The organism is Acinetobacter kookii (genome assembly GCF_900096895.1).
GTDB lineage: Bacteria > Pseudomonadota > Gammaproteobacteria > Pseudomonadales > Moraxellaceae > Acinetobacter > Acinetobacter kookii.
Map to the genome: position 1 here is coordinate 96,114 of NZ_FMYO01000008.1, position 11,775 is coordinate 107,888.

General features: G+C 41.6%; 10 protein-coding genes, 2 tRNA genes and 1 pseudogene. 9 read left to right on the forward strand and 4 right to left on the reverse strand.

Annotated features, from left to right (window positions below):
* Positions 1 to 121: 121 nt before the first annotated feature.
* On the reverse strand, positions 122 to 295 hold the full coding sequence (locus BLP85_RS14970) for a hypothetical protein (RefSeq protein ID WP_171259709.1): 174 nt from the start codon (positions 293 to 295) through the stop codon (positions 122 to 124).
* Positions 296 to 347: 52 nt separating this feature from the next.
* On the opposite strand from BLP85_RS14970, the gene BLP85_RS11460 reads away from it, so the two are divergent.
* The 5 genes from BLP85_RS11460 to BLP85_RS11480 all read left to right on the forward strand — a co-directional run bounded on the left by BLP85_RS11460 (position 348) and on the right by BLP85_RS11480 (position 3,035).
* Complete coding sequence (locus BLP85_RS11460) at positions 348 to 650, forward strand: hypothetical protein (RefSeq protein WP_092820218.1); 303 nt, start codon at positions 348 to 350, stop codon at positions 648 to 650.
* Positions 651 to 780: 130 nt separating this feature from the next.
* Entirely contained in the window at positions 781 to 2,289 is a 1,509-nt protein-coding gene (gene gltX, locus BLP85_RS11465) for a glutamate--tRNA ligase (protein ID WP_092820219.1), read from the forward strand.
* A 57-nt stretch (positions 2,290 to 2,346) separates the two neighbouring features.
* Positions 2,347 to 2,422, forward strand: a tRNA-Ala gene (locus BLP85_RS11470).
* Between the two features lie 29 nt (positions 2,423 to 2,451).
* Positions 2,452 to 2,527: transfer RNA gene (locus BLP85_RS11475), tRNA-Glu, on the forward strand.
* Between the two features lie 166 nt (positions 2,528 to 2,693).
* A complete protein-coding gene (locus tag BLP85_RS11480; RefSeq protein ID WP_086197221.1) occupies positions 2,694 to 3,035 on the forward strand; it encodes a zinc-ribbon domain-containing protein in 342 nt (113 codons plus the stop codon).
* Positions 3,036 to 3,059: 24 nt separating this feature from the next.
* On the opposite strand, the gene BLP85_RS11485 is transcribed toward BLP85_RS11480, so the two are convergent.
* A complete protein-coding gene (locus BLP85_RS11485) occupies positions 3,060 to 4,016 on the reverse strand; it encodes a cation diffusion facilitator family transporter (RefSeq protein ID WP_092820220.1) in 957 nt (318 codons plus the stop codon).
* 333 nt (positions 4,017 to 4,349) lie between these two features.
* Here BLP85_RS11485 and BLP85_RS11490 point away from each other — a divergent pair, with 333 nt between their 5' ends.
* On the forward strand, positions 4,350 to 4,769 hold the full coding sequence (locus BLP85_RS11490; RefSeq protein ID WP_092820221.1) for a tetratricopeptide repeat protein: 420 nt from the start codon (positions 4,350 to 4,352) through the stop codon (positions 4,767 to 4,769).
* A 48-nt stretch (positions 4,770 to 4,817) separates the two neighbouring features.
* Here the strand turns inward: BLP85_RS11490 and ettA are convergent, their stop codons facing one another.
* Positions 4,818 to 6,479 (reverse strand): energy-dependent translational throttle protein EttA, encoded by a 1,662-nt coding sequence (ettA, locus tag BLP85_RS11495; protein ID WP_092820222.1) that lies wholly within the window; start codon positions 6,477 to 6,479, stop codon positions 4,818 to 4,820.
* 324 nt (positions 6,480 to 6,803) lie between these two features.
* On the opposite strand from ettA, the gene BLP85_RS11500 reads away from it, so the two are divergent.
* From BLP85_RS11500 to BLP85_RS11510, 3 genes are all read left to right on the forward strand, one after another.
* Complete coding sequence (locus BLP85_RS11500) at positions 6,804 to 8,081, forward strand: O-acetylhomoserine aminocarboxypropyltransferase/cysteine synthase family protein (RefSeq protein ID WP_092820223.1); 1,278 nt, start codon at positions 6,804 to 6,806, stop codon at positions 8,079 to 8,081.
* 310 nt (positions 8,082 to 8,391) lie between these two features.
* Positions 8,392 to 9,279, forward strand: a complete 888-nt coding sequence (locus BLP85_RS11505) for an SDR family NAD(P)-dependent oxidoreductase (protein ID WP_092820224.1) — start codon at positions 8,392 to 8,394, stop codon at positions 9,277 to 9,279.
* A gap of 83 nt (positions 9,280 to 9,362) precedes the next feature.
* Positions 9,363 to 9,680 (forward strand): hypothetical protein, encoded by a 318-nt coding sequence (locus tag BLP85_RS11510; protein WP_092820225.1) that lies wholly within the window; start codon positions 9,363 to 9,365, stop codon positions 9,678 to 9,680.
* 38 nt (positions 9,681 to 9,718) lie between these two features.
* On the opposite strand, the pseudogene BLP85_RS11515 reads toward BLP85_RS11510, so the two are convergent.
* A pseudogene (locus BLP85_RS11515) lies at positions 9,719 to 11,689 on the reverse strand (DUF2075 domain-containing protein).
* Between the last annotated feature and the right edge of the window lie 86 nt (positions 11,690 to 11,775).

Sequence of the window (11,775 nt, forward strand, 5' to 3'; positions counted from 1 at the left end):
AATAATGAGGCCACTATATAAATCATAAATATTTTTAACAATCACACACTTATAATATTTTATTGATTAAAAATCGTTTTTAAAGATATCCATAAAAATGCTTTAAAATGCATTTTTAGCACTAAAAAACTCCGAATAAATTTCCAGCTTGTTGTTTTTCCTCATTCTCCATGTTGTCTCCATATTCTTTTGATACAAAGAGCACAATGTTTATAGGTATTTTATTATTTTGTAAAAAAGTGTGATCCAGTTCTACTTTTGTATTTTTTTGTGTGATTAAATGGTAGTCACTCATCGGATTAAAACAATATATAAAATTCCAGCACCGGAAAAGGGGGGGTGTGAAAATGCGATATGCAGCAGTTATACAAGCGTTTAGCTTAAGTTTAACTTTAGGGTTTATGGCTCAGCTGGGACATTCAGCTGTAATTAAAGGTACTGAAGGCAAAGTGACTTTAGGCGCTGAAAAGTCTTCATTGATTGAAAAAGCCCTGCAACAGCAAAAACAAGGTGGAAACACCTTACGTGCCGATAACGATTTAAAAATGCTGACCGAGATTAAAGTTGCACCAACTCAAAGCTTCTTTGCTGCTCAAAACCAGAAATTTAGCCGTTTTGTGCAAGCACTGTTCCCTCAAAGCAGTTCTTAACTCAACAGCGAACTTCGTACCCCTTTAGAAGTTCCGATTTAGCCTAATCATTTCAATGTTGAATTTAACATTAAGTGATTAGGCTTTTTCGTTATAATAGTCCCCATTCACATTCTGAAAAATATTGGTTATGACTGTCCGTACTCGTATTGCGCCTTCTCCTACTGGCTTTCCACACGTAGGCACTGCTTATATTGCCTTGTTTAACTTATGTTTTGCTAAACAGCATGGCGGTGAATTTATTCTTCGTATTGAAGATACCGACCAACTGCGTTCCACCCCTGAATCTGAAAAAATGATTTTAGATTCATTGCGCTGGTTAGGTTTAAATTGGTCAGAAGGTCCGGATGTGGGTGGTCCACATGCGCCTTACCGCCAGTCTGAACGTATGGGCATCTATAAACAATATGCTTTGGAACTGGTAGAAAAAGGCCATGCTTTCTACTGCTTCGCCACAGCGGAAGAACTGGACCAAATGCGTGCGGAACAGCAAGCGCGTGGCGAAACGCCACGTTATGATGGCCGTGGTTTATTATTGTCTCAGGATGAAGTTGCACGTCGCCTTGCCGCAGGTGAGCCCCACGTGATTCGTATGAAAGTACCTGAAGAAGGCACTTGTAAAGTCAATGACTTACTGCGTGGGGAAGTTGAAATTCCTTGGGCTCAAGTCGACATGCAAGTTTTGCTCAAAACCGATGGTTTACCGACTTACCATCTTGCCAATGTGGTTGATGACCATCTGATGCAAATCACTCACGTTTTCCGTGGTGAGGAATGGTTACCGTCGGCACCGAAACACCAGTTGCTTTACAAATACTTTGGCTGGGAAATGCCAGTACTGGGTCATATGCCATTACTTCGCAACCCGGACAAATCAAAACTGTCTAAGCGTAAAAACCCGACTTCTATCAATTACTACAAAGACATCGGCGTACTTCCAGAAGCGTTATTGAACTATTTGGGCCGTATGGGCTGGTCAATGCCAGATGAACGTGAAAAGTTCACTTTGGCAGAAATGATTGAGCATTTCGACATTAAACGTGTATCCCTTGGCGGTCCGATCTTTGATGTGGAAAAACTGAATTGGCTCAATGGTCAATGGATTAAAGCGCTCTCTCCTGCCGAACTGTTAAATACCTTATTGACCTGGAAATCTGACCGCAACACCCTGGAAAATATTGCCGCTGCCATTCAGCCGCGTATTAACCTGCTTTCTGAAGCCGTGAATTGGGCAGGTTTCTATTTCAACCAGTTCCCGAGCATCAGCAAAGAACAGTTTGAAAGCAAGAAACTGACCGAGGAACAGGTTCGTCAAAGCTTGCAGTTTGCCATTTGGCGTCTGGAAAGCCTGTTCACCTGGAATAATGACACGGTGAGTCAGACCTTAATGGACCTGGCCAACCAGATGGAAATTAAGCTTCGTGACTTTATGCCAACTTTCTTCATTGCCATTGCCGGTTCAACCAGTTCAACCCCGGTAATGCAATCCATGGTAACGATTGGTCCCGATTTAACTTTTGCACGTTTACGCCATGCCCTGGAAATTGTGGGCGGTCCGAGCAAAAAAGAAGCAAAAGCCTGGGAAAAACTCAATGAAAGCTTAAAATTGCCGAAAAATGATGCAGTTGATGAAGCATAATTGATTTTATAGTTGACGTGTGAGCGCAATACCCCTAATATTGCGCTCACACAAGCTGGGGTCATAGCTCAGTTGGTAGAGCGCTACAATGGCATTGTAGAGGTCAGGAGTTCGATCCTCCTTGACTCCACCAAGTTCCACCTTTTTTGTGTTGCCTCAATTGTCCCTATCGTCTAGAGGCCTAGGACATCGCCCTTTCACGGCGGTAACCGGGGTTCGAATCCCCGTAGGGACGCCATATTCAAGATGGCTACAATACACTTGTAGTCATCTGATAAAAAACCCAAGCATTGCGACTTGGGTTTTTTATTGCCGCAATTTTTTCTCAACTTTTATTTGCGCTGTTTTTGCTTTCTGTGTCATTCCGATTAAAATAAGCGATAAATTAAAATGATGGAGTTGTAATGCAATACCGTTGCCCAAAATGCCAAAGCCCTAAAATTATGCCTGTCGCTCAAGCCGGTAGCCCTGCAGTACGCCCTGTAGTTCCTAAAAGCCTCGTCTTTCTTATTCCTGCAGTCTTTATCTTATTGCTGCTGGTTTTAATTAGTATTGCAATGTGGATTTTTGGCGATGGTGCAGGCTCTACCCTACAAGTTGCAACAGTAGTGGCCTTTATCATCTGCGTGATTGCCGGTTTCCTGTTTTACCGCGACCTGCCAGATTTTAAAATTTCCATGCAAGGCTTTATGCAGTCGCAAAAGAAATGGAAATGCCGTGAATGTAATCACGAATGGGAAATCTAAAATAGATTCGATTTCACATCAGTTTCAGTGCTGGTGTGAATCTTCCTGATGAGATAAATGTTCTTCGTGATCATCATGGCGATGACAGGAGGAATGCAGCCCACATTCATAATCTTCAATCTGTAACGTTATTTCCGCAATACCATGTTGATGGCTCAACATTTCCAAAGCCTGCTGATATAACAGATTATGGTCTGCCTCAGGCGCATAGAGATGTACAGTCAGATGGACATTCTTGGAGGTAATAGCCCAAACTTTCAGTTGATGAATACTTTCCACATCTGGTAAGCTCAAAAGATCATTACGCAACTGCTCAATATCAATCTCTTCCGGAACCCCTTCCAGCAAAATATTGATACTTTGCTTAAGCAAAATCCAGGTTCTTGGCAACACCCAGAAACCGATCAGCACCGCAATAAGCGTATCCACCCACATCCAGCCAGTGAAATAGATGATCGCAGCGCCAATAATCACCCCGATCGACCCCACCGCATCACTTAAAACTTCCAGATAAGCACCTTTCACATTCAGGCTTTCAGTGGAACTGGAAAATAAAATCCGCATCGAAATCAGGTTAATCACCAAGCCAATGACCGCCACACCCAGCATGCCCAGACTTTGAATTTCCGGTGGATGGCTAAAACGCTGATAAGCTTCGAACAGGATATAAATGGCGACAACAAACAGCATCGAGGCATTAAACAGCGCGGCCAGAATTTCAAAGCGCTGATAACCAAAAGTTCTTTTATCATCTGCTGGCATTTTGCCAATTTTGATCGCCACCAGGGCAATGGCCAAGGCTGCCGCATCGGTAAACATATGTGCAGCATCGGAAAGCAGGGCCAAACTTTCAGTGACGAAACCCGCAACCACTTCAATAATGAGAAAAGTGCTTGTGAGCGCCAGAGCAAAGGTCAGCTTTTGGGCATTACTTTCCGTCACCACTGCATGACTATGTTCATGTCCGTGATGTCCACTCATTGCAACTCCCAATTATTTTTATTTATAAAAATAATTTATCCCTAAACAAGAGAGATAAATACTATAAATTTATTTTTTTAGCACACTGCGAATATAAAGCAAGTTGTTTGGCAAAATCGAATGTCCGCTACAGTCATTAAAAAGCTCTGTATAAAATATGAAAGCTATTCAGTTTTATATTATATTGATAATCAACATCAAAACCTGGTTCACCTTTTTTAAATTAATAAAAAAATTCATTTACTTACAAATTAATTGCACTTTACTTAAAAAAAATCGTTACATTGAAATAATTAGATTTATGACAATCTAACATGTAGAAAGGAGTTGATTATGATCGTGAATAAGATAAAAAAGATCGTAGATGCCTTACTGAGTCCTTCAGATCAACAGTTGCAAGGAATGCACAATCCAACCATCAATGAAGCAAATTGGGAATTTGCGCAGGGACAATTTTTCGAGCAGCTTGCGATCGAACATCATTCCATGTTTAAAAACCATTCCACCCATTCCATGTCAGATGAAGACCCCTCCATTCATGACAATCGAAATGCAATGTGGAACTTTTTAAGTGCCGCATTAAAAGGACATCGTGACTCTCAGTATAGACTCGGCCTATGTTATTTGAATGGTGACTTAGGTTTAGATAAAAATTACACCCATGCTCAAGAATGGTTGGAAAAAGCAGCCAAGCAAGGTCATCCAGAAGCCCGTAGGACTTTAATGCAGAGTTATTCTCAAATTGCACTGTAATAAAAAAACCAGCCCGAAGGCTGGTTTTTTTCACATCAAAATCGGGAATTAAGCACCGATTTTACGATATTTTTGACGACGCGTTGCCAGGTCATCACCATCGCGCTTACGGCGATATTCCTCAAACTCGGTATAGTTACCGGTGAAGAACTCTGGTGTTTCATTTTCAAATGACAAGATGTGCGTTGCAATACGGTCCAGGAACCAACGGTCATGCGATACCACCATCACAGTACCCGGGAATACAAGAATTGCATCCTCAAGTGCGCGTAAGGTTTCGATATCCAGGTCATTCGATGGTTCATCCAGCAGGATCACGTTTGCGCCCATTTGCAGGATTTTCGCAAGCTGTAAACGGTTACGCTCACCACCCGATAAACTGCCTACACGTTTTTGCTGATCTTGACCCTTAAAGTTGAAACGACCGATATACGCACGTGATGCGATTTCGTAATCACCAATCTTCAAGATATCCAGGCCACCGGATACTTCTTCCCAAACGGTTTTGTTATCGTCCAAGGTGTCACGGATCTGACCCACGTAAGCCACTTTAACCGACTCACCCAAGGTTACCGTACCGGTATCTGGTTGTTGTTCGCCCGTCATCATACGGAACAGTGTGGTTTTACCTGCACCGTTAGGACCGACAATACCCACAATCGCAGCAGGCGGAACTGTGAAAGACAAGTCTTTATACAGCAGTTTGTCACCGAACGATTTGCTGATGCCTTCAACTTCTACCACCTTATTGCCCAGACGTGGACCAGGTGGAATGTAGATTTCAGAGGTTTCATTACGCTGTTGGAATTCGCGTGAGTTAAGCTCTTCAAAACGCTCCATACGCGCTTTGTTTTTCTTTTGCTGACCTTTGGCATTTGAACGAACCCATTCAAGTTCTTTTTTCAAGGCTTTGGCAAAAGATTCTTCTTGCTTGTTCTCTTGCTCTAAACGGGCATTCTTTTGCTCAAGCCAAGAAGAATAGTTGCCTTGGTAAGGAATACCATGTCCACGGTCAAGCTCCAGAATCCATTCCGCAACGTTATCCAGGAAGTAACGGTCATGGGTAATCGCCACGATGGTGCCAGGGAAATCTTTCAGGAAGCGCTCTAGCCAAGATACAGATTCTGCATCCAAATGGTTCGTCGGTTCATCAAGAAGCAACATGTCTGGCTTAGAAAGCAGTAAACGGCAAAGCGCTACACGACGGCGTTCACCACCCGAAAGCTTAGTCACGTCCGCGTCCCAAGCTGGAAGGTTCAATGCCGCAGCAGCTTGATCCATCTGGTTTACAATATTATGTGCATCCCAAGAATGGATAATTGCTTCCAGCTTTTCCTGCTCTTTTGCAAGCGCATCAAAGTCTGCATCTTCTGCTGCATATTCTGCAAATACTTCATCCAGACGCGCTAAAGCATCAAGCGGTTCACGTAAACCATCTTCAACGTTACCACGAACGTCTTTGTTAGGATCAAGGGGTGGCTCTTGCTCGAGGTAACCGATTTTGATACCTGGTTGTGCACGCGCTTCACCAGAGAAATCTTTATCTACGCCAGCCATAATACGAAGCAAGGTAGATTTACCTGCACCGTTTAAACCAAGCACACCAATTTTTGCGCCTGGAAAGAATGATAAAGAGATGTCTTTCAGGATTTCGCGCTTAGGCGGAACCATTTTGGACACACGGTTCATCGTGTAAATATATTGGGCCACGTAGGACTCCTCTATAGAAAAAGCAACATTCGCACTCTACCTACCGCAGTATGCGAACAAATATTTGGCGGGCATTATACGATGAAAGTGCAAAAAAAATAAGGCATAGCATTCATCTTCAATAGAATGTTACAACTAATGGCATGTTGGTTTTTTAAACATAATGGTACACACTCAGTTTTATGTAAATCTGACTGAATAAAACCTGTATATATAAGAAAATTAGATATTCTTTTCTGTAATACGCACTTTTATTCATATTCACAGATGATAGACTGACTTATATAAGCAACCGAAAAATTAACTCACTTAGATGATGTAAACATGACTTACAAAGATGAAACTTTAGCGATTCACGCAGGGTACAGCCCAGAACCAACCACAAAAGCGGTCGCGGTACCCATTTATCAAACGACTTCTTATGCCTTTGACAATACTCAACATGGGGCTGATTTGTTCGATTTAAAGGTTCAGGGCAATATTTATACCCGCATCATGAACCCTACCACAGCTGTGCTTGAGCAACGTCTGGCTGCCCTGGAAGGCGGAATCGGCGCTTTGGCTTTGGCATCAGGAATGGCAGCGATTACCTATGCCATTCAGACCATTGCCGAAGCCGGTGACAATATTGCATCGGTTTCAACGCTGTATGGTGGCACATACAATCTGTTTGCCCATACTTTGCCTAAACAGGGCATTGAAGTTCGATTCTTTGATTATCAAGACCCTGAAGCATTGCGTGGTTTAATTGACGATAAAACCAAACTGGTGTTTGTGGAATCCATCGGTAATCCACTCGGCAATATCATTGACCTGGAAGCCATCTCTAAAATTGCCCATGAATACGGCGTACCGGTGATTGTCGATAATACCGTTGCCACGCCTGCCCTGCTGAAACCTTTTGAATATGGCGCCGACATTGTGGTGCATTCATTGACTAAATATATCGGCGGTCACGGCAACTCGATCGGCGGTGCGATTGTGGATAGCGGTAAATTCCCTTGGGGCAAATATCCTGAACGTTTCAAAGTCCTGAATACGCCTGATCCGAGCTATCATGGGGTCAATTATGTCGAAGCTTTGGGTGAAGCGGCATATATCGCCCGTGCACGTGTAGTGCCGTTACGTAACACCGGTGCCGCCATTAGTCCGCTCAGCGTGTTCCTGATCTTGCAAGGTCTGGAAACACTGAACCTTCGTATGGAACGTCATACTGAAAATGCACAAAAGGTCGCGGAATATTTACAGCAGCACCCGAAAGTGAAATGGGTCAATTATGCCGGCCTTCAAAATCATCCACAGCATGCTTTGGCACAAAAATATGTGAAAGGTAAACCATCTGCCATCCTGTCTTTTGGTGTGCAAGATGGCCGTGAAGGCGGAACCCGTTTTATTGATGCCCTGCAACTCTTTACCCGTCTGGTGAATATTGGCGATGCCAAAAGTCTGGCCTGCCATCCTGCCACCACCACCCATCGTCAGCTCAATGAAGAAGAACTGAAATCTGCAGGGGTGAGTATTGATATGGTTCGCCTATCGGTTGGGATTGAGCATATTGATGATTTAATTGCAGATTTGGAACAGGCACTGGCGCAAGTTTAAAGCTTTTAATTAGAATGCAATGTAGCCTTTTTCCTAAACGGAAGAAGGCTACTTTTATTGGGTTATCATTTTTTGATTATTTCTCTTTGCTTTGGTTTTAATTCATGGTAAAAATTAAATTATTATTAGCATAATAATAGAGCAATTACTCTAATTATATTTGTAAATTCAATAACTTATTCCTAGATTTTTTTCCTATATCCGCTATTATAGTCAACTCGAGAATAGCTTAAATTCCCCAAATTTTGAGCGCTAGAATCAACTAAAAAAATAATCTAAATTTTTATTCTATTGAAACCAGGAAAATATTGTGAATTCTAAACTAGAGAAACTTTTTCAGAATCGAGTCAACGGCAAAGTTGTTTTAATTACTGGTGCATCTAGTGGTATTGGTTTAACCGCTGCACATAAACTTGCCGATGCCGGTGCCCACGTTCTGTTGGTGGCTCGTACCAAAGAAACATTAGATCAAGTTAAACAAGAAATTGAAGCCAAAGGCGGCAAGGCCTCTGTTTTTCCATGTGATTTAAATAACATGGAATCTATTGATGAAGTATCAAAACAAATTTTGGCCTCTGTAGACCATATCGATATCCTCATCAATAATGCAGGACGCTCAATTCGCCGTGCAGTTCATGAATCGACAGACCGATTCCATGATTTTGAACGTACCATGCAGCTGAATTACTTTGGTGCAGTGCGTTTAGTGATGAATATTCTGCCGCAAATGATGATTCGCCGGGATGGTCATATCATCAATATCAGTTCGATTGGTGTCTTGGCCAATGCAACACGTTTTTCCGCTTATGTAGCGTCTAAAGCTGCTCTGGATGCATTTAGCCGCTGTCTGTCTGCCGAAGTTCATTCGCACAAAATTGCCATTACCTCAATTTATATGCCCTTGGTTCGCACTCCAATGATTGCGCCAACCAAAATCTATAAATATGTACCTACCCTGTCTCCTGAACAGGCAGCCGACTTGATTGCCTATGCGATCGTGAAACGTCCGAAAAAAGTAGCGACCCACTTAGGGCGCCTGGCTTCAATCACCTACTCAATTGCGCCAGACATCAACAATAAACTGATGTCAATTGGTTATAACCTGTTCCCAAGCTCTTCTGCTTCGGTAGGTCAACCACAAAAATTAAACTGGGTGCAAAAAGCGTATGCACGCTTGTTCCCAGGTGAGCATTGGTAAGCCCTTGCAATACGAGAGAGCCAGTCTATAGACTGGCTTTTTTATGCTATAAACACCCTTAACTTTTTCAATTTTAGATTTTTATGCGGACTGCTACTCTCATTTTCCAATATGCCTGTTTTGCCTTTGCGCTTTTTCTGACCTATCAGATAGCGACTTCATGGAATCTGCCAGAATATAAATTGATGGATATTGTCAGTGATATTGGTAGTATTTTAATTTGTATCGATTTAGGCGTGTTCCTGCATTTCAATAAGTCTCTGGCAGCATTAAAGAACAAAGAAGCATCTCAGCAGCCTGCTGCTCAGGTTTCTACAGTAGAGAAAATAACGCGTAAGTTGGGTCATTTGGGCATTATGCTGATCTTATGTGGCTGGGTTGTGCCAATCATTAATTCATAAAGATCAAATAAAAAACCTTCCTATTGGGAGGTTTTATTTTAAGATAGGTCTTCCAAGCCACAGCGCTTTAAATATTGATATGTACTGTCATATTTTGATTTGGGCCGTGTCCAGTCAGCGTTATCTACATCTGGAATATAAATCAGCATGCCTTGTCGGGCTCGAGTCAATAACACGCGATAGGCATTCAATAAATATTGTTGTTTTTCCTTCTGCCTGATCTGCTGCCAGCAAGTGCCTTTAAATGCCTGATATTGCCATCCCTGCTCATAATAAAAATTAATATCCCAAGCCAGGCAGCTAAAGTCGATTTCCAAGCCTTGTATATCAAATTCGGTGGCAACATCCTCTAAATAATACGAAGATCGAACATCTGAGGGAGAATTTAAAAACCAGTCTGCCGGAGATATTTTATTTTTTACATCAATGCCTTCTGCTCTTAGACGTCGTGCACCAGCACTGGCAATAATCCCATAACGCTCTGACCCTTTCGCTTTGCTCTTAAGCCATTTTTTGGCTTGTTTTAAATCTCGTGTGAGAAAAATCGGATAATCATTTTTGACATTTTTATACAGCTCTGTCGCCTGTTCTGCTTCATTATCTAAAAGATGATGAACCAATTGAGATACCCGTTCACTACGAAATGATCTTACCGATACAGCCAAATGCAGCGAACTTTCACAGATTCCTTGCTGTTTTAGCCATTTTCTCTGTTCCGTTTCAGGCAAATAGACCGGCTCATCCAGAATCTTGTCTGAATAATAAATTTTCCAATTGGCATAATTTTGTTTTAAAGCTTCAATCCATTCTATGACACCTGCTTCACCGGTATTAATTTCTTGTCCACCGCCAATCAGACACACAATCACGCACCATTCTGGATGTCGGTCCATCACCTGAATCAGAAACTCGGGTTCAGATATATCAAAGTCCTGAATCCCCTTTTTCTGCTTCATAAAATTAGAGACTTGGTCTTTTTGCCAGGCTCGTTGGGCTTCATCAAATACCGCGACTTTTTCAAATGGAATTTCTTGGGATTGTAGGTAGTAATCCCGGAAATGATGAATATTTTGAATAAAGGTTTTTGCATCACGCTCTGCATGTGTTTTCTTAACGGCTTCACCTCGGCTTTTGCCAATTTCAACGGTATTTCGGGCTAAGGCTTGCTGTAGAACCTCAACCAAGGGACCATTTCCAGATAAAAATACCGAATGTTCCGACTCATCTGCCTTTAGTCTTTGATTGGCAATATTTAATCCAGCCAAAGTCTTTCCGGCGCCAGGAACACCGGTTAAAAAACAGATAGCTTTTTGATGATTTCGCTTACTTGTTTCAATAATGGACTCAATCTTTCTTGAGCTTATTTCTAGATTAATCGCACCCGCATCGCTACGAGAAATTTCTTCAACTTGGTGGCCTTGATAAAGGGCTTGTGCCGCTTCAATAATCGTTGGAGTAGGTTTATAAACTGAATTTAACCAGCGTATTGCATCAATAGGGGCTGCATCTGCATATTGATGAATGATTTGCTCTAGGGTTTGTTTTAAATTCAATTCATTACAACAGACTACATCCTCAAGCTGAATGAGCTTAGACCAGTCAATGCTTCTTTCCTCCGCTTGTGTTGCCACCAATACCGGAATAATTTTTTGCTGATTACTTTCTGCATGAAAATTAATTAAATCCAAACAGTAATCGATGGTTTGTGTCTTTGCAGAAGCTGAATATTGTTTTTCACCGACTTTAAATTCAATGACAAAAATTAAATTATTAAAAATGAAAATATTATCGACTCGTTTGCCCATACGAGGAATTGCAAACTCAAAAAATAAATGGCCTTTTTCAAATTTGGCAAAGCTATTTTTTAAAATTTGAATTTGTTTAAGCCATGCATTCTTTTACCGGTCTTCCAAAGCAAATTGATGTGCTTGCGCTAAATTACCTAAAATTCTTTCAGATGAATCAGAAATGAAATTCTGAATTGGATTATGGTAATAGCTACGCAGCATTTTTTACTCTAATTTTCTATTCAATAATTTGAAATATAAAATAAAAAACCTCCCGATTGGGAGGTTTTTTATTTGCGAATAGAGGT

Bases quoted from the DNA above. Each gene is read 5' to 3' on its own strand.
- BLP85_RS14970 (WP_171259709.1), bottom strand. From the start codon at position 295: ATGAGTGACTACCATTTAATCACACAAAAAAATACAAAAGTAGAACTG.
- BLP85_RS11460 (WP_092820218.1), top strand. From the start codon at position 348: ATGCGATATGCAGCAGTTATACAAGCGTTTAGCTTAAGTTTAACTTTA.
- gltX (WP_092820219.1), top strand. From the start codon at position 781: ATGACTGTCCGTACTCGTATTGCGCCTTCTCCTACTGGCTTTCCACAC.
- BLP85_RS11480 (WP_086197221.1), top strand. From the start codon at position 2,694: ATGCAATACCGTTGCCCAAAATGCCAAAGCCCTAAAATTATGCCTGTC.
- BLP85_RS11485 (WP_092820220.1), bottom strand. From the start codon at position 4,016: ATGAGTGGACATCACGGACATGAACATAGTCATGCAGTGGTGACGGAA.
- BLP85_RS11490 (WP_092820221.1), top strand. From the start codon at position 4,350: ATGATCGTGAATAAGATAAAAAAGATCGTAGATGCCTTACTGAGTCCT.
- BLP85_RS11500 (WP_092820223.1), top strand. From the start codon at position 6,804: ATGACTTACAAAGATGAAACTTTAGCGATTCACGCAGGGTACAGCCCA.
- BLP85_RS11510 (WP_092820225.1), top strand. From the start codon at position 9,363: ATGCGGACTGCTACTCTCATTTTCCAATATGCCTGTTTTGCCTTTGCG.